The sequence below is a fragment of the Scandinavium hiltneri genome, assembly GCF_024764835.1.
Taxonomy (GTDB): Bacteria; Pseudomonadota; Gammaproteobacteria; order Enterobacterales; family Enterobacteriaceae; genus Scandinavium; species Scandinavium hiltneri.
On sequence record NZ_JALIGE010000067.1, the window covers coordinates 216,753 to 235,184 of the forward strand.

Genomic DNA, 18,432 nt, shown 5'->3' on the forward strand with positions numbered 1-18,432 from the left:
GCCGCCGGAAGCTGACGTTTATCTGCCGCCGCGAATCAGGCCGCCAAGGCCCCGGCGTTCCATGAATGCCGCTACCTGATGGCGCACTTCGGTCGCGAGTTGCGCATCCAGGCTACGCTGTGCCAGGTTTTTCGCATCTTCAAGTTCGATGTGGCGCAGTAGGTATTTCACGCGAGCCACCGAGCGTCCGTTCATCGACAGATGGCGGAAACCCAGGCCAATCAGGATAGTCACGCACATCGGGTCGCCTGCCATTTCGCCGCATACGCGCAAGTCGATGTCGAGGCGCTCGGCGTCCTGAGCAATCATCGACAGTGCGCGAAGCAACGCCGGGTGCAGGCTATCGTACATGCTGGCTACACGGGTATTGTTCCTGTCGACTGCCAATAAATATTGCGTCAGATCGTTGGTTCCCACGGAGATGAAATCAACGCGACGAGTCAGATGCGGCAACATGAATACCATCGATGGCACTTCCAGCATCACGCCGATCCGCGGTTTCGGGATCTCGTAGCCGATCATCTCTTCCACTTCGCGTCCGGCACGTTCAATCAGGCGTTTTGCTTCATCGACTTCATCAATACTGGTGACCATCGGCAGCAAAATGCTGAGGTTACCCGTCGCGGCATTGGCACGCAGCATCGCGCGAACCTGAACCAGGAAGATCTCCGGCTGATCGAGCGTGATGCGGATCCCACGCCAACCGAGGCATGGGTTTTCTTCGCTGATGGGCATGTACGGCAGTTGTTTGTCGGCCCCGACGTCCAGCGTTCGCAGTGTCACCGGTTTGTCGTTGAACATTTGCAACATGCCCTGATACTGGGCCACCTGCTCTTCTTCTGACGGGAAACCGCTTTGCAGCATGAACGGGATTTCAGTGCGATAGAGCCCGATGCCGTCGATGCGGCTACCGAGCTTTTCTTCGTGCTCTGGGCTTAAACCGGCATTCAGCATTACCTTCACGCGTTCGCCGCTTTTCAGCTGTGCCGGACGATCAACGTCATCTTCCGCGATTCGGCTGAGCTCGTTTTCTTCGGTCACCAACCGTTGGTATTCCTGCAGGAGTACCGGCTCGGGATCGACCAGCAATTCACCACGATAGCCATCGACCACCAGCATTCGACCATGCAGCACCGACGGCTGAATATCGGCGCCCATCACCGTCGGGATACCCAGCGCGCGCACCATAATGGCGGCGTGTGAGTTCGCCGCGCCGTCGCGCACCACGACGCCCGTCAGTCTGTCCTGCGGCACTTCGGCAAGTGTGGTCGCCGAAAGCTCATCAGCCACCAGCACGAAGCGCTCCGGCCAGGCGTTTGGGCCCTGCACGGAGTCATCGAGATGGAAAAGCAGACGCTGACCCAGCGCCCTGAGATCGCCCGCACGCTCTTTAAGATAGCCATCACTGAGAGCCGCGAACTGCGCAGCAAATTTTTCGATGATGGTTTTGACCGCCCATTCTGCCACCGAGCCTTTGTCCACTTCAGCGAACAGCTCTTTGCGCAGTCGCGCGTCTGATAACAGGTGTGAATAGAGATCGAAGATAGCCGCGGTTTCTTTCTGGGCCCCGGCCGCAAAACGCTTGCTGTAACGACGAAATTCGCCGGCCGCCTCTTCCAGCGCACCGGTCAGACGCTCACGCTCAAGCGCGGTGTCCAGCGTTGACGCTTCATACACCTGCTCCATCAACGGCAGTGTAGAATCCATCCAGCCCTGAGCAATCGCCACCCCGGATGCAGCCGCCAGCGCGCGAATGCGCGTTTGACGGTACTGACCAAACAGCGCCGTGAGCTGAGACTGAGAAAGGATCGCCGCCATTTGAGTGGCAAGCGTAACGAGGAAGGATTCTTCACTTTCGTCGAACTGACGCAGTTCGCGCTGCTGAACCACCAGCACGCCAAGCAGTTGGCGGCGCTGGATGATCGGCACGCCAAGAAATGCACGGTACTTTTCTTCTTTTACGGAAGGAATGTATTTGAAGCTCGGATGCTTCTGCGCATCCGCAAGGTTAATGGGCTCCGCGAGGCGTCCCACCAGGCCAACAACACCTTCATCAAAGGCGAGTGTAATCGTTCGGCCGCGTGGCTTTTTCAGCCCGCGCGTAGCCATCAGGTAATAGCAGCGCCTGTCGTGGTCAGCGAGGTAAACCGAACAGACTTCGGTTTCCATTGCCTGACAGATATCCGTTACCAGAATATCGAGCGCCTCGTTCACACGGGGCGCACTGGCCACTTTCTCGACTATTTCTCGCAACCGGGTGAGCATAATGTGCGTGGCTTAACCTCTTTTACGTCGATAAGCAGGGGCGGTGTTCTGCGGTTTTGGGGTACTTTCCGTCAGCGCCAGCACAACGCCTGCAAACTCCTTCATCACCCGACGGTAGACATCGCGTTTAAACGACACCACCTGACGCACCGGGTACCAATAACTCACCCAGCGCCAACCATCGAATTCCGGGGTACTGCTGGTTTGCATGTTGATATCGGCATCGTTGCCTATCAACTGCAGGAGAAACCACTTTTGTTTCTGGCCGATACAAACCGGCTTTGTGTCCCAACGCACCAAACGTTTCGGTAACTTGTAACGCAACCAGTTCCGGGTAGAGGCCAGGATCCGCACATCTTTACGGCTTAACCCAACTTCTTCGAACAATTCCCGGTACATCGCCTGCTCAGCGGACTCGCCCGGGTTTATCCCTCCTTGAGGGAATTGCCAGGAGTGTTGACCGTAACGCCTGGCCCACATTACCTGACCCAGGCGGTTGCAGATTACAATTCCAACATTTGGGCGGTAGCCATCGTCATCAATCACCGGACTACCTCTAAAAACAATTTTCAATGTGAATGATTGTTTCACACTCGCTGGAAACGGTAAACCACTCTCTTGCGGCGATAACACCGGATAACAATTGAATAACTCACAGCTATCATCAAAGTTATAAACAGATAGGACCGTCACGGGACCATTTTATTCACTTTTTCTGTGGATAGAGTTGTGAAGAAGTCGCGAGTTACTATGGGAAAACCTTGAATAGTCTTAAAAACACCATTTTGCATAATTAAAATAAAATGATGTTATTCATCATTTTAGAATAGTTCCTTTTCATTAAACATGCCATAACGTGATGATCATCACACAGGTGATCCTTGTACTGATGAAAGATCGAGCAACGTCGTTTTTATCCACAGATTGTGCCACTAACTTAAACACTTTTTGTGTGAAAATTGGATTTTCATCGCACGTCAAGCCTGTAAATGGAAACAGTAGTGAGGGTTTTCCCCAGTTATCCCACTTTTCTGTGGATAACTGGGTGTAAGATCCTGTTCATTGTCAGTGACCAGAATGGGAAAACATTTTGCAGCGCAAAAAATGTTGGCTTTTTTTAATTAAAAAACTCTATTAAATCATCACATTGGCGTAGTTATTCAGAAAAGGGTAAACTCTTTCCACAATGGGGATAAACCCCGCTCACTTTTCAACCAAAGGCGTGCCGTTATGTCCCTGCTGTCTCCCCTGCGTCATTCCCCTCAGTCTGAAGCCGAGCTTTTAGCCCAGGCGCAGCAGCTGGCGGGTTATTCGCTAGGTGAATTGGCGGCGATGGCAAACCTGCCCATTCCGCCCGATTTAAAGCGGGATAAAGGCTGGATTGGTGTGCTGCTTGAGATTTGGCTAGGTGCCAGCGCAGGAAGTAAACCCGAGCAGGATTTCGCCGCGCTGGGCGTCGAGCTGAAAACGATCCCCGTCGACCGCAACGGCCGTCCGCTGGAAACCACGTTTGTCTGCGTCGCCCCGCTGACCGGCAACAGCGGTGTCACCTGGGAAACCAGCCATGTCCGGCATAAACTCAAGCGCGTGCTGTGGATCCCGGTCGAAGGCGAACGCACCATCCCGCTGGCTGAACGCCACGTCGGTGCGCCATTGCTGTGGAGCCCGAGCGTAGAAGAAGAGCATCAGCTGCGCATGGACTGGGAAGAGCTGATGGATTTGATTGTGCTCGGTCAGGTGGAACGCATTACCGCTCGCCACGGCGAAGTGCTGCAGCTACGTCCGAAAGCGGCCAACAGTAAAGCCTTGACGGAAGCCATCGGCACACACGGCGAGCCTATTCTTACCCTCCCACGAGGTTTTTATCTGAAGAAGAACTTCACCGCCGCCCTTCTGGCCCAGCATTTTCTACTCTGACACGATTCGTTTGGGGTAAGGCCCTCCGTGGCTTATAATTGCGCTTTTCGTTTTTGGCAGGATTTACAATGTTTGCATGGGTAACCGATCCTAACGCGTGGATGGCGCTTGGGACGTTGACGATCCTTGAGATCGTTCTGGGCATCGATAATATTATTTTTCTCTCTCTGGTAGTGGCTAAACTGCCGACGGCTCAGCGCAATCACGCGCGCCGAATCGGTCTGTTTGCGGCGATGATGATGCGACTGGCCCTGCTGGCGTCAATCGCCTGGGTCGTCAGGCTGACCAATCCGCTGTTTACGCTTTTCGACCATGCGTTTTCAGCCCGCGATCTGATTCTACTGGCTGGCGGCCTGTTCCTTATCTGGAAAGCGAGCAAAGAGATCCACGAATCGATTGAAGGCGAAGAAGAAGGGCTGAAAACCAACGTCCACTCTTTCTTCGGGGCTATCGTTCAAATCATGCTGCTCGACATTATCTTCAGCCTTGATTCGGTGATTACGGCGGTGGGTCTGTCCGATCATCTGTTCATTATGATGGCCGCGGTGGTGATTGCCGTGGGCGTGATGATGTTTGCCGCGCGTCCGATTGGCGAATTTGTCGACAGGCATCCGTCGGTCAAGATGCTGGCGCTGGCATTCCTTATCCTGGTCGGCTTTACATTAATGCTGGAAAGTTTTTCTATTCATGTGCCGAAGGGGTATATCTATTTCGCGATGTTTTTCTCCATTGCCGTGGAGAGCCTCAATTTACTGCGAAATAAAAAAAATCCGCTTTAAATTCAAGGGGAGCCTTCAAAATGAGGGCTGTCCCGCAATCTTTTTAAGATTTTACTGCTTTTTACTTACTCCTTACCGGGTTATATCTAGAATGGTATGAGTTGCGGTCATATAAGGGGTAATAATGATGAAAAAATGGGCAGTTTTAATTTCTGCCGTGGGACTGGCATTTGCCGTTTCCGGTTGCAGCAGTGACTACGTGATGGCAACGAAAGATGGCCGAATGATTCTGACGGATGGAAAACCGGAAGTGGATGACGACACCGGCCTTATCAGTTACGAAGATCAGCAAGGTAACAGCATGCAGATCAACCGTGATGATGTTTCTCAAATCATTAAGCGCTAAAAGAAAACAGGTCAGCTCGTCTGGCCTTTTTTGATTTTTTACTTCCGCTTTTTCCTCGCATCTGCCATGTTTATACCCAAAATAATTCGAGTTGCATCACGGCGACAAGAGAATGAGTCCCGATGAACTGAGTAACCTAAGTGATTCGGGCGAGTGAACGTAGCCAACAAAGATGCAGCTTGAAGGATGACGGGTATATATTCTTTTGTCTGGGCGCCTGTTGCGCCCTTCCTGACGTTTTTGATATGACGTTGTTGATATAGAAAAAGGAAGACGGCTATGCACTATCACCGTATCCCCCACAGCTCACTGGAAATCAGTACTCTTGGGCTGGGCACTATGACGTTTGGTGAACAGAACAGCGAAGCCGACGCCCATACACAGCTCGATTACGCCGTTGCTCAGGGCATTAACCTGATTGACGTCGCAGAGATGTATCCCGTACCACCGCGCCCGGAAACGCAGGGCCTGACCGAAACCTACGTCGGCAACTGGCTGGCGAAACACGGCAACCGTGAAAAACTGGTGCTGGCTTCAAAAGTTAGCGGCCCAACGCGCAATAACGACAGCGGCATTCGCCCGAACCAGGCGCTCGATCGCAAAAATATTCGCGATGCGCTACACAACAGCCTGACTCGTCTGCAAACCGACTATCTCGACCTGTATCAGGTGCACTGGCCTCAACGTGCGACCAACTGCTTCGGTAAGCTTGGCTACGAGTGGACGGAATCACAGCCGGTTATCACCCTGCTGGAAACTCTCGAAGCACTGACCGAATTCCAGCGTGCGGGCAAAATCCGTTACATCGGCGTCTCTAACGAAACCGCGTTTGGCGTGATGCGCTATCTGCACCTCGCCGATAAACATGACCTGCCGCGCATCGTCACGATTCAGAACCCGTACAGCCTGCTGAACCGCAGCTATGAAGTGGCGCTGGCAGAAGTGAGTCAGTATGAAGGGGTGGAGTTGCTGGCCTATTCCTGTCTGGCTTTCGGTACGCTGACCGGCAAATACTTGAACGGTGCGAAACCGGCTGGCGCGCGAAACACGTTGTTCAGCCGTTTTACGCGTTACAGCAGCGAGCAGTCACAGAAAGCGGTAGCGGCGTATGTGGATATCGCGAAACGTCATAACCTCGATCCGGCTCAGATGGCGTTAGCCTTCGTGCGTCGTCAGCCGTTCGTCGCCAGCACGCTGCTGGGTGCGACCACCATGGAGCAGCTGAAAACCAACGTGGAAAGCCTGCACCTTGAGTTGAGCGAAGAGGTTCTGGCAGAAATTGAAGCGGTGCATAAGGTCTATACCTACCCGGCACCGTAATCATTGTGTGGTCTGATACCCCCTTCCGACGGGAGAGGGTATCAGGGAGAGGAGCTACACCTTACCTTTCCAGGCCCACAGCACGATAATCGCGACCGCGAACAGCGTACCGAAACCAATCCCAACGCCAACCACCGGAATTCCCACCATTACCGCCAGCGAGTAAAGACCGAGCATAATCAGCATCGCGCTGTTTTCACCGAGGTTTTGCACCGCAATCGCATTACCCGCGCCGACCGTGTGTTTCCCGCGCTCCTGCAACAATGCATTCAGCGGCACCACGAAGAAGCCACCGCAGACCCCCAGCAGCAACAGCAGAACGTAAGCCGGTAGCAGCGCGTGCTGTAGCGCAAAAATCACCACCGCAATACCAATCAAAACGCCCGCAGGCATACAGCGCGCCACGGTTTCCAGCGTCACCAGCCTAGCCGCGGCCCCCGCACCGACCACAATCCCAACGGCGACCATTGCATTCAGGTACGTCGGCGTCGCATTGTCGGTTATCCCCAACGCAGCCGGTACCCATAGCACCAGCAAGAAACGCAGCGTGACGCCCGCGCCCCAGAACAGGCTGGTGCCCACCAGCGAAAAGCGGGTTTCAGAGCTGTGCCACAGCGTTTTACAGGCCGAGAAGAAACTGCCGGTCATGGCATTGAAACGCCAGGACTGCCCGCTTCTCGCCGCCGGTAAGCGAGTGATGAACAGGTTGGCGACCACCGCGCCAGCGTAAACCAGCGCACACACGCCCAGCGCCGCCAGCACGTGCCAGTCGGCCAGCACGCCCCCCGCGACTGAGCCCAGTAAAATCGCGGCGATGGTCGAAGATTCCATCATCCCGTTAGCTTTAACCAATTTGTCACCGGTGGTGAGCTCGCCAAGAATGCCGTATTTCGCTGGTGAATAGGCTGCCGCACCCACGCCCACCAGCGTGTAGCCGATAAACGGGTTTACACCCACGCAGATAGACGCCGCGCCGATCAGTTTCATACCGTTGGCAACCATCATCACCCGGCCCTTCGGGAAGCTGTCGGCAAACTGCCCGACAAACGGCGCGAAAAGAATGTAAGCGCCCACAAACACCATTTGCAGAATCGGCTGGCTCCAGTCCGGGTAGAATTGCTCCTTCATCAGCGCCAGGGTGGCGAACAGCAGCGCGTTATCGCCAAAGGCCGACAGGAACTGGGCGCAGAGCACCGCCATCATTCCTTTCGAGCGTAGTGAAGTGTTAGTGTGCACTGACTCACTCATTCGGTTTTTCCACCTGATCAACCTGCTCTTTAAGGGCGACAAAATCGGGTTTGCCGCTGCCGAGAAGCGGTAACTGTTTAAGGCAGCGGATATCACGCGGTACCGCAAGTTCCGGTATTCCGCTGGCCCGTGCCTGCTGCTGCAGTTTGTCACGCGTCAGTTCTGCGTCGGTAGTAAACAGCACCAGCGCTTCACCTTTGCTCGCATCTTGCTTTATCACCGTGGCGTGAAGCTTGTCTGGCGATACTGCCAGCGCGAGCTGCTCGACCATTTCCAGCGATACCATTTCTCCGGCGATTTTCGCGAAGCGTTTGGCACGGCCCTGAATTTTCACGTAGCCCTGCTCGTCAAACAGCACGACATCGCCGGTGTCATACCAGCCATTTTCCAGTTCGCCGTTGTGGTTTTCTGCCGTCGGCTGTTCCAGTACGCCGGGGTTTTCCACTCGCAGATAGCCGTTCATGATATTCGGCCCCTTCAACTGCAAACGCCCGCCTTCCTCAATGCCTGGCACCGCCAGCAGTCGCGCATCCATACCCGGTAGAATACGGCCCACGGTGCCCGGTTTTGCCGCCATTGGCACGTTGATCGACACCACCGGTGCGCATTCGGTTACGCCGTAGCCTTCCAGAATGCGCAGGCCAAATTTGTCCTGCCAGATTTGCTTCGTGCTGTCCTGGAGCTTTTCGGCACCTGCGACCACGTAACGCACTTTATGGAAATCATACGGATTGGCAAAACGCGCGTAGTGACCAAGGAACGTAGACGTTCCGAATAGCACCGTACAGTTACGATCGTAGACCAGCTCCGGCACAATGCGATAATGCAACGGGCTCGGGTACAGGAACACTTCCGCCCCGGTCAGCAGTGGCGTAAACAACCCCACGGTCAGGCCGAAAGAGTGGAACAGCGGCAGCGCCGACATAAAGCGGTCTCGGGCAGTGAAGTCAGCGATGGTTTTAATCTGCTCGACGTTGGCCAGAATGCTTTTATGACTGTGTACCACGCCCTTCGGATGACCTTCTGAACCCGAGGTGAAGAGCACCATCGCCGCGTCTTCCGGTTGCTGCTTTACCTGCGCAAGATGCGGGGCCAGCAGATGGCCGAAAATCCACAGCTTGTCGGTCAGCGTCACGTCGCCTTTTAAATCTTCCAGAAATACCCAACGCACCTGGGTCAACTGTTCCGGCAGGTGCCATAGCTTGCCTTTCTCGAGGAAGGTGCGAGAGGTAAATATGGTTTTTATTTCTGCTGCGGTAATCGCGCTGGAAAACCCTTTGATGCCAGCGGTGTAGTTCATCATTGCCGGGATACGCCCGCGAGCAATAGCCCCGAAAATCACCGCTGCGCTGATCCCGGCATTCGGTAACATCAGGCCAATTTTCTCGCCCTTAGCGCTGTATTTTTCCAGCATACGTGCCACGAACAGCGTTTTGGTCAGCAGTTTTCGGTAGTTATCCGGCTGAAAATTGATGTCTTCAATACACTGTTTTCTGTCGCCATAGCGATGCTGGGCAGTAAGCAGCGCTTCATACAGCGTTTCACGCGGACGCACCGCCATGCGGGCTTCCATCATGATTTGATGCAGCATTTCCCCGGCGATTTTTCGGCGATCGCGTGCGCGCGGCGCTTCCGGCATCGGCAGTGACGTCGGGGGCAAAATATGCAGCTGGATTTGCGGGAAGAAGCGGCGTTTCACCAGGCCTTTCAGTCGGCTGGCAAACGTCAGCTCCGCGCCTTCAATACGAATCGGGACCACCACCGCCTGCGACTTCGCTGCCACAAAGGCCGCACCGTCGTAGATTTTCATCAGCGAACCGGTAATGGAAATACGCCCTTCCGGGAAAATCACCACCGGGCGCCCTTGCTCAACCAGACGCACCAGATGCTTGATGGACATCGGTTTAGTCGGGTCCAGCGGCACAAAATCAATGAGCGGCGCCAGCCAGCGCATAAACCACTTCTGACTGATAGAGCTATAGACCGCAAACACCGGGCGCACGGGTAAAAACAGCGCCAGTAAAATGCCGTCAATAAAAGAGACATGGTTCGGCGTGATAAGCACTTTCGGCTGACGCAAAGCGGCCGCATTTCCTGTGACTTTGACCCGAAACATCACTCTGAAAAGAAATCGAAAAAAGCCCAACAGCATATCAACTCCATTTTGCAAAAAATCACTTTTTGCAGGGTACATGAGATGCGGCAGGAAAGCAGGAGGGGGGTGAATTTTGGGTAAAAAAAACCTGCGCATCTGCGCAGGTCGGTGCAAGTAGAGAAGTACGAAAATCGTACTAAAAAATTCTCACCAATCAATACCTCTGGGACTTTGATTGTGGCTTTTGCACGCAAAGCTCGCCACCGGGAAAACGCAAAGGAATGAGCCGAAGTGCAACGATGTGTTACGATCGTCGGTTACTGTTACAGATATGAAATTTAGGGCAAAAAAAACCTGCGCATCTGCGCAGGTTGGTGTAATCAAGTGGCCTTCCCCTAAGGGTCGACTTCACCTATCAATACCTCTGGGATAATCAGAGTATCAATCAGATTGATGAATCCTCCAGCGATCAATCGCAACAGCTAATCGCAAAGTGTAACTAAAGGTTTGGATTCATCTTTTCCATTTTCAATTGCCAGTGACGTGCTGTGTAACTTTTCACGCCATACGCCCTTTCGCATCACATTTGCAGCAGACGAGCCGCGCTTAGCCTTGAACAACACTGGGTTTTCCGTAACACTGAACAGGTGTAACCGTTTTCCCTCTTAAAAGGCATGTTATGGCGACAATAAAGGATGTGGCCCGGATGGCAGGTGTTTCTGTTGCCACCGTTTCCCGGGTTATCAATAACTCTCCCAAAGCCAGCGATGCCTCACGTCAGGCAGTATTTTCCGCCATGGAAACGCTCAGCTATCATCCAAACGCTAACGCACGCGCGCTGGCGCAGCAGTCGACGGAAACCGTCGGTCTGGTGGTGGGCGATGTGTCCGATCCTTTCTTTGGTGCGATGGTCAAAGCCGTTGAACAGGTGGCGTATCACACCGGTAATTTCCTGTTAATTGGCAATGGCTACCATAACGAGAAAAAAGAGCGCCAGGCCATAGAGCAATTGATTCGCCATCGCTGCGCGGCGCTGGTTGTACATGCCAAAGTACTGCCCGATGAAGAACTGATTGGACTGATGAAACAGATCCCAGGCATGGTGTTGATCAACCGGATCGTGCCCGGTTTCGAAAAACGCTGCGTGGCGCTCGACGATCGTTACGGCGCCTGGCTCGCCACCCGTCATTTGATCCAACAAGGTCATACCCGAATTGGCTATCTCTGTTCGAACCACGCTATTTCCGACGCCGAAGATCGTTTGCAGGGCTATTACGATGCGCTGAAAGAGAGCGGTTTACCGTGCAATGAGCGGCTGGTGACGTTCGGCGAGCCGGATGAAAGCGGCGGCGAACAGGCGATGACCGAACTGCTGGGCCGCGGCAAAAACTTTACCGCTGTCGCCTGCTATAACGACTCGATGGCCGCAGGGGCGATGGGCGTGCTGAATGATAACGGCATTGACGTACCGGGGGAAATTTCACTGATTGGGTTCGATGACGTGCTGATTTCACGCTACGTGCGCCCGCGCCTGACCACCGTGCGCTATCCGATCGTCACCATGGCGACTCAGGCCGCAGAACTGGCGCTGGCGCTGGCCGATAAACGCCCGCTGCCGGAAATCACCCACCTGTTCAGCCCGACGCTGGTGCGCCGTCATTCAGTGATTTCACCGGTGGAAACTCAAAGCTCGTAGCGATACAGATGCACGGTGGTGGCCGGATACTCAATGCCATCACCGATGTACTGCCAGCCAAAACGCTCGTAGAAATCACGACACGCCGAATAAAGATGCAGCTGCGAATAGCCTTTTCCGCGCGCGTAATCAATCACATGTGACTGCAACCTGCCCGCAATGCCCTGCCCTCGCACCGATTCATCGACGTACAGCGCCGCCATCCACGGGAAAAGATCCTGACGGCTAATCAGGTCGCAGCGCCATAAACCCACCGTCGCCAACAGCGTGTCGCCGTCGGTTAGCACAAAGGTGAGCGGCAGCGCGTCGGGCGTCTGACTGTGCTCAATGATACTGGCGAAAAACTCGCGCGGCATTGCCACGCCACCAAACGCCTGCCAGAGCCAGTCGATGACCTGGCGGCTGTGCTGCGGTACGTCATGCAGCGGCTGGACTTTCACATCAATTTCCCCTGAAAAATGGGTACAGATTCAAACAGATAGCCGTCGAAATCGGGCGCATCCTCGTCAGACAGCTCCAACAGGCTGTTTTTCACGTTCTCGAGGTGCTGCCAGGTTGCCTGCCAGGCGCCCATTACGTCGCGACGGCGCAGCGCCGCCAGAATGGTTTGCCTGTCACCGAGCCACTTCAGGCGGTAGACACGGCTGGCAATGTGGGCGTTAAACTGCTGCCACAGCGGGCTGCTGTCCATTTGCAGCCAGATTTTCTCAACGGTGGTCAGTAGCATCTGGTTTTGCGTCGCGCCAGCCAGCACCAAGTGGAACATTTTACTGTTGTCTTGGGTGGTGTCATTAGCCGCAATCGCGCGCTGTTCCTGCTCGATAATACGCTTGAGATTGTCGATGTCAGCCCGGGTGGCCATTTTCGCGGCGAAGGCCGCAATGTTGCTTTCAAGAAGCTGACGCGCTTGCAAAATCTCAAACGGCCCGACGTCGCTGTTCAGCATCTGCTCTTCTTCGCTGTCATTTTCCTGCGGAATACGCATTACGTACACGCCCGACCCCTGGCGAATATCAACGGTTCCCTGCAGCTCCAGCATCAGCAACGCTTCACGCACGATAGTCCGGCTGACGCCATACTTTTCCGCAATGTTACGCTCGGGCGGCAACCGGGAACCCACCGGGTAAAGGCCCTGCATAATCTGGGCACGCAAATCTTCACCAATTTCCTGGTAAGGTTTTTTTTCCGGCGGAACAACGGCCTTTTCCACAATATCACCTGTGTCTGCTTGCGGGTGGATGCACAGACCGCCGCTCCGGGCGGTCTGACCGGCGGCTATAGTAGCAAAATTCATGCAACTGCAGGAGCGCCGCTATTTCAGTTCATCGTCGATATTTAGCGTGAGCGATCGGGAATCACGCAGCCTGCGGAACCAGCTCGCTGATTTTTTCGCACGCCGTGCCCGGTTATTGGCAAGGTCAATTTCAATCAGACCATAGCGGTTTTTGAAGGCATTCATTGGTGAAACGTTGTCGGTAAACGCCCACAGCATGTAGCCGTGACAGTTGGCACCGTCCTGTTTTGCCCGCAGTGTCTGCCAGAGGTGTTCGCTGATGAAATTGATGCGGTAGTCGTCTTCAATCACGCCATCACTGTTGCGGAACTGACCTTCGTTTTCAATGCCCATTCCACTTTCCGCCACGAACCACGGAATATTGCGGTACTCATTTTTGATGCGCATCGCCATGTCGTACACGATTTGTGGGTAGATTTCCCAGCCGCGTGATTTGTTCATCCGCCGCCCCGGCAGCTCAAATGGCTCGTAGTAATAGGCCGGATGGAATGGGGTTTCCGGATGCCACGCGCGCGACGGTGCTTTGACACGATGCGGGTAATAGAGGTTTATCCCCAGCTCGTCGACGGTGTTAGTGCGGATAATCTCCAGCTCTTCCTCAGTGTGCTCCCACGCCACATGGTGCTGTTCCAGCAGCGTGAGCAGTTCAGGCGGATACTCGCCTTTCACCATCGGGTCGAGAAACACCCGGTTGTAGAAAAGGTCATAGCGCTCAGCGGCCCGCACATCGTGCACCGCTCGCGAACGTGGATACGTCACTTCCGGATTCAGAATACAGCCTACGCTGCCACGATAGCCTTTCTCACGGAACAGTTTCACCACCCGCGCCGTCGCCAACACTTTGTGGTGATTCCACTGCATCCAGGTGCCGGTATTTTGCTCGTACGGCCAGCGCAGCGCGTCGAGATAGACCCGGGTCTGCACCACGATCGGTTCGTTGAAGGTGAACCAACGCGTCACTTTATGGTGATAGCGTTCGAAGACTTTCTCGACGTAGCCCACGAAAAGGTCGACCACTTTTTTCGACGCCCAGCCGCCGTAGGTTTCCAGCAAATAGCCCGGTAGCTCGTAGTGTTCGAGGCAAATCATCGGCGTGATGCCGTTGGCGTTCAGCTCATCAAACAGCGCGTCGTAATAGGCAGCGTACTCTTCATCAACGGTGACGTTTTCGTAATCGGTGAGGAAGCGCGACCAGTTAATCGAGGTGCGATAGTGGGTCAGCCCCGCCTGTTTCATTAACGCCACATCTTCGCGAAAACGGTTGATGAAATCAGTGGCAACCGCCGGGCCGTAACCGTCGTGCCAGACGTGCCTGTCATTTTTGTACCAGAGATCAGGCCAGGAATCCTGCCCCTCTTTTTTACCGCTCCAGCCTTCCGTTTGCCATGCGGAAGCCGCAGCGCCGAGAATGAAATCCTGTGGAATCGTGATCGTTTTCTGACTCATAGCGTCCTCATGCGTTCTCGGTGGCCTGTTGCTGCGCCTGTAACTGCGCCTGCTCGGCACGGCGGGAGGCGATTTTCACAAATGGCAGATAAATGATGATGGCGGTAACGATACAGATTAGCTGGGTGATCACCGCGCCCATGGAACCGGCGGTAGACAACCAGGCGTTGATCAGCGGCGGCGTGGTCCATGGCACCATCACGACGGCTTTCCCGGCAAACCCAGTGGCGGTCGCGAAGTAGCCGATGGAGCCGGTTACCAGTGGGGTGATGATGAACGGGATCGCCAGAATCGGGTTGAGCATAATCGGCATGCCGAAAATCACCGGTTCGTTAATGTTGAACAGGCCAGGGCCAATCGACAGCTTGGCAATTTCTTTCATCTCTTTGCGCTTGCTGGCAATCATCACCGCAACCAGCAGGCCAATCGTCAGGCCAGAGCCGCCGATGCTCATGTACACATCCCAGAACGGCATGGTGATGATGTTTGGCACCTCTTTGCCCTGTTCGAAGGCGCTCATGTTGACGGTGATCGCCCCTAACAAAAGCGGCTCGCGGATAGGCTTGATCATCTGGTTTCCGTGAATGCCGATCACCCAAAACAGCTGGGCGACAAACATCAGCAGCAGAATGCCTGGCAGGCTTTGCACCACGCGCTCAAGCGGCTGCTGCACCACCTGATACACCGCATCATAAAGATACATACCGGTCAGTTGATGGAACACGAAGCCGAAAGTCGCAATCACGGTGGTGGTGATGATCGACGGGATCAGCGCGGAAAACGAGGCCGAGACGTTCGGCGGCACGGTATCCGGCATTTTGATCTTCAGGCCCGGGCGCTTTTCCAGCCAGCAGTAGATTTCAACCGACAGAATCGCAATGAACATGCCGAGGAACAGGCTGCGGGTGTCAGAGAACTGGCGCAGCAGAACGTCTTTCACTTCATGCATTTGCCCGTCGACCATCATTTCTACCGTGGTCGGCGTCACGCAGATAAAGCAAATCACCGCCAGCAGGCCGGGGAACAACGTTTTAATGCCGTTGATGCGACCCAGTTCGATGCCGATTAAAAACACCGCGCCGATGTTAAGAAAGTTAAGCGTGGCGTAGTTGATAGCCCCGGTTATCGGCTTGAGAGCCGCCAGGAATGACAGGGACTGGAAGCTGGCGAGACCGTTTTTTGGGTCCAGCACCATGTTGGAAATCAGTACTGAAAAGGCGCCGACGATGATCACCGGCATGAGGGTTATAAAGGAAGATTTGATCGCCATGATATAGCGGTAGCTATTGAATTTTGTGGCGAAACTTCCCAGAGAATCGATGAGCTTTTCCTGAAATGCCATAAAGGTGATACCTCAAATGTGGGCTTTTATCAAAATGGGTTTACAGCCTTGGTCCATTTGGCATACCAAAAATAGCGAGGTGTCGGACAAAGTTCTGTGACTGAAGTCTCACAGAGCAATGTGGCATTCCAAATAAATACCAATTCATCACATTGGCATACCACGTAGTTTTTGCAGGGGTATTTCAGCTAAACGCTGTCAAAAGCGTGATCGCGATGGTTATTTGTAACGAACGCAGAAGATATGCCCCTGAATGTCTGTGATAAACTGCAACCATCATGGCGTATCAGGAATCAACAATGGCAACAATGCTGGATGTCTCACTACGCGCTGGCGTGTCGAAAGCGACCGTTTCCCGCGTACTGAACGGCACAGGTCAGGTAAAAGAAAGCACCCGTAAGCAGGTGTATAAAGCCATGGAAGAACTGGGGTACCGCCCGAATTTTTTGGCGCGCTCCCTGGCGAATCGCACCAGTAACAGCATCGGCCTGGTGGTCTCGACGTTTGATGGTTTTTACTTCGGACGTCTGCTGCAACAGGCCTCGCGTCAGACGGAAACCCACGGTAAACAGCTTATCGTCACCGATGGCCACGACACGCCAGAACGTGAAGAACAGGCAGTGCAAATGCTCGCCGACCGCCAGTGCGACGCCATTGTGCTCTACACCCGCTTTATGAGCGAAAAGGCAATCATGAAGCTGATTAACTCCATCGACATGCCGGTGGTGGTTATCAACCGCGACGTAAGCCAGGCCCGCGATCGCTGCGTGTTCTTCGAGCAGCAGGACGCCGCGTTTCAGGCAGTGGAATACCTGATTTCTCAGGGCCATCGTGATATCGCCTGTATAACCGTGCCAATTCACACGCCGACCGGTAAAGCACGCTTGCAGGGCTACCGCAGCGCGCTGGAAAAGCACGGCATTGCCTGGGATCCTGACAAAGTGAAATACGGGGATTCGGGGATGACGCGCGGCTACGAGCTGTGCCTGCAGTTGCTGGAGGAGAACGCGACGTTCAGCGCGCTGTTTGCCTGTAACGATGATATGGCGTTAGGGGCGTCGAAGGCGCTGCATCAGGCGGGCTTACGAATTCCACAGGATATTTCTCTGTTCGGATTTGATGATGCCCCCTGCGCAAAATGGCTTGAGCCGGGGCTTTCAACGGTCTATTTGCCTATCGACAACATGATAACCACCGCTATCGATCAGGCCATTAAACTCGCCAACGATTTGCCTATCGAAACCCTGCCGCCGTTCACCGGAAAACTGGTGCTGCGCGAATCGGTCACCACAGGCCCGTTTTATCAGAACAGTTCCAGCGCCAGCAGTTCCTGAATAGTCTGACGACGACGGATAAGCCGCGCGCTGCCGTTGTCGTACAGCACTTCCGGCAGCAGCGGACGGCTGTTGTAGTTGGAAGACATCGACGCACCGTACGCCCCGGTATCATGCAGCACCAGATAATCTCCCGGTACCACCTGCGGCAGTTCACGCGTTTCCACTTTCCCGCCTTCCTGCTGGGTAAACACGTCGCCGGATTCACACAGCGGGCCTGCCACCACGGTTTCAACCAATGCCGCCTGGGATAAATCGCGGCCGTCCGCTGGCAGAGCGGAAATATGGTGATAGCTGCCGTACATCGACGGACGCATCAAATCGTTAAAGCCTGCATCAATCAGCACAAAGTGACGACTGCCCATGTTTTTCACGCTGCGTACCTGCGCCACCAGCACGCCGGATTCCGCCACCAGAAAACGCCCCGGCTCGATCTCCAGTTTCACCGGGTGACCAAGATGTTTAGCGATTTGCTCTCGGGCAGCATTCCACAGACCAAAATAGTGCTGGGTATCGATGGTCTCATCGTCGTAACGATAAGGGATCGACAGGCCGCCGCCAGCTGAGATGGCTTCCAGGTCCTGCCCAAACTCAATAACCTGACGCACCATCGCGCCGCACACCTGCTCCAGATGACCGTAGTCCACGCCGGAGCCGATGTGCATGTGAATGCCCACCAACGTCAGTTGATAACGCTGAATGACTTCCAGCGCATCCGGCAGGTCGCTGTACCAGATACCGTGCTTGCTGTTTTCGCCGCCGGTATTCGTTTTCTGGCTGTGACCGTGGCCGAAGCCCGGGTTCACTCGTAGCCATACGCGATGCCCCGGCGAAACGTCCCCGAGCTGCGCCAGCATATCCACCGAACCGGCGTTCACCGGAATTTTCAGCTCGGCTACACGGGCGAGCGTCGCGTCGTCAATCATATCGGCAGTGAACACGATGTCGTCCGGGTGCGTTTCAGGATCGTATCCCGCCGCCAGCGCACGTTCGATTTCACCCAATGAAACGGAATCCACCTTCACACCCTGCTCGCGCATCAGGCGCAGGATGTGGATATTGGAGCAGGCTTTCTGCGCAAAACGCACCACGTCGAACTGGCTCAGCTGCGCAATTTGCTGGCGGATAATCGCCGCATCATAAACCCACACCGGACAGCCAAACTCGGCAGGCAGGCGCAGCAGGTTCTCGGCATTGAGGTCAGTTTCAGTCGTATTCAGTGGGCGTGGCATGGTGAACTCCGGTGTATTTGCTTTTAACCGATTACGCCACAGCGCTTGTCGAATAAAAAATATCGTTTTATCCAGACTTCATGCAAAATTGATATATACCCAAGTTCATTCAAGTTGC

The 18,432-nt window shown here is 54.5% G+C and carries 15 protein-coding genes; 6 read left to right on the forward strand and 9 right to left on the reverse strand.

What is annotated here, in order from left to right; genetic code table 11:
* Positions 1-18: 18 nt before the first annotated feature.
* Together ptsP and rppH are read right to left on the reverse strand one after the other, a co-directional pair.
* Positions 19-2,265 carry a phosphoenolpyruvate--protein phosphotransferase gene (gene ptsP / locus MUU47_RS03075; protein ID WP_159773784.1) on the reverse strand — a complete coding sequence of 749 codons (2,247 nt, stop codon included), beginning with the start codon at positions 2,263-2,265 and terminating at the stop codon, positions 19-21.
* Positions 2,266-2,277: 12 nt separating this feature from the next.
* Positions 2,278-2,811 carry an RNA pyrophosphohydrolase gene (gene rppH, locus MUU47_RS03080; protein WP_159758619.1) on the reverse strand — a complete coding sequence of 178 codons (534 nt, stop codon included), beginning with the start codon at positions 2,809-2,811 and terminating at the stop codon, positions 2,278-2,280.
* A gap of 684 nt (positions 2,812-3,495) precedes the next feature.
* Between rppH and mutH the strand changes: the two genes are divergently transcribed.
* The 4 genes from mutH to MUU47_RS03100 all read left to right on the forward strand — a co-directional run bounded on the left by mutH (position 3,496) and on the right by MUU47_RS03100 (position 6,627).
* Complete coding sequence (gene mutH, locus MUU47_RS03085) at positions 3,496-4,182, forward strand: DNA mismatch repair endonuclease MutH (RefSeq protein WP_258986680.1); 687 nt, start codon at positions 3,496-3,498, stop codon at positions 4,180-4,182.
* 68 nt (positions 4,183-4,250) lie between these two features.
* Positions 4,251-4,961 (forward strand): TerC family protein, encoded by a 711-nt coding sequence (locus MUU47_RS03090; protein WP_258986682.1) that lies wholly within the window; start codon positions 4,251-4,253, stop codon positions 4,959-4,961.
* A gap of 127 nt (positions 4,962-5,088) precedes the next feature.
* Complete coding sequence (locus MUU47_RS03095; protein WP_110511502.1) at positions 5,089-5,307, forward strand: YgdI/YgdR family lipoprotein; 219 nt, start codon at positions 5,089-5,091, stop codon at positions 5,305-5,307.
* A 279-nt stretch (positions 5,308-5,586) separates the two neighbouring features.
* Positions 5,587-6,627 carry an NADP(H)-dependent aldo-keto reductase gene (locus tag MUU47_RS03100; RefSeq protein WP_258986684.1) on the forward strand — a complete coding sequence of 347 codons (1,041 nt, stop codon included), beginning with the start codon at positions 5,587-5,589 and terminating at the stop codon, positions 6,625-6,627.
* A gap of 54 nt (positions 6,628-6,681) precedes the next feature.
* On the opposite strand, the gene lplT is transcribed toward MUU47_RS03100, so the two are convergent.
* Both lplT and aas read right to left on the reverse strand, forming a co-directional pair.
* On the reverse strand, positions 6,682-7,875 hold the full coding sequence (gene lplT, locus MUU47_RS03105) for a lysophospholipid transporter LplT (RefSeq protein ID WP_258986685.1): 1,194 nt from the start codon (positions 7,873-7,875) through the stop codon (positions 6,682-6,684).
* Positions 7,868-10,027 carry a bifunctional acyl-ACP--phospholipid O-acyltransferase/long-chain-fatty-acid--ACP ligase gene (gene aas / locus MUU47_RS03110; protein WP_258986686.1) on the reverse strand — a complete coding sequence of 720 codons (2,160 nt, stop codon included), beginning with the start codon at positions 10,025-10,027 and terminating at the stop codon, positions 7,868-7,870. Before aas ends, lplT begins: the two co-directional genes overlap by 8 nt.
* 622 nt (positions 10,028-10,649) lie before the next feature.
* Between aas and galR the strand changes: the two genes are divergently transcribed.
* Positions 10,650-11,666, forward strand: coding sequence for an HTH-type transcriptional regulator GalR (galR, locus tag MUU47_RS03115; RefSeq protein ID WP_159773796.1), 1,017 nt, complete (start codon positions 10,650-10,652; stop codon positions 11,664-11,666).
* On the opposite strand, the gene MUU47_RS03120 is transcribed toward galR, so the two are convergent.
* The 4 genes from MUU47_RS03120 to MUU47_RS03135 form a co-directional block, all read right to left on the reverse strand.
* Positions 11,654-12,106: a GNAT family N-acetyltransferase gene (locus MUU47_RS03120; protein ID WP_159758394.1), complete on the reverse strand. Its 453-nt coding sequence runs from the start codon at positions 12,104-12,106 to the stop codon at positions 11,654-11,656. The two genes, galR and MUU47_RS03120, sit on opposite strands and share 13 nt — an antisense overlap.
* Positions 12,103-12,876 carry a GntR family transcriptional regulator gene (locus MUU47_RS03125; protein ID WP_258986715.1) on the reverse strand — a complete coding sequence of 258 codons (774 nt, stop codon included), beginning with the start codon at positions 12,874-12,876 and terminating at the stop codon, positions 12,103-12,105. The genes MUU47_RS03120 and MUU47_RS03125 overlap by 4 nt, the downstream gene beginning before the upstream one ends.
* 102 nt (positions 12,877-12,978) lie before the next feature.
* Positions 12,979-14,406: a glycoside hydrolase family 1 protein gene (locus MUU47_RS03130; protein ID WP_258986687.1), complete on the reverse strand. Its 1,428-nt coding sequence runs from the start codon at positions 14,404-14,406 to the stop codon at positions 12,979-12,981.
* Between the two features lie 7 nt (positions 14,407-14,413).
* On the reverse strand, positions 14,414-15,748 hold the full coding sequence (locus tag MUU47_RS03135; protein WP_258986688.1) for a PTS sugar transporter subunit IIC: 1,335 nt from the start codon (positions 15,746-15,748) through the stop codon (positions 14,414-14,416).
* A 299-nt stretch (positions 15,749-16,047) separates the two neighbouring features.
* Here MUU47_RS03135 and MUU47_RS03140 point away from each other — a divergent pair, with 299 nt between their 5' ends.
* On the forward strand, positions 16,048-17,082 hold the full coding sequence (locus MUU47_RS03140) for a LacI family DNA-binding transcriptional regulator (protein WP_258986689.1): 1,035 nt from the start codon (positions 16,048-16,050) through the stop codon (positions 17,080-17,082).
* Here the strand turns inward: MUU47_RS03140 and lysA are convergent.
* Positions 17,052-18,314, reverse strand: coding sequence for a diaminopimelate decarboxylase (lysA, locus tag MUU47_RS03145; protein WP_258986690.1), 1,263 nt, complete (start codon positions 18,312-18,314; stop codon positions 17,052-17,054). The two genes, MUU47_RS03140 and lysA, sit on opposite strands and share 31 nt — an antisense overlap.
* Between the last annotated feature and the right edge of the window lie 118 nt (positions 18,315-18,432).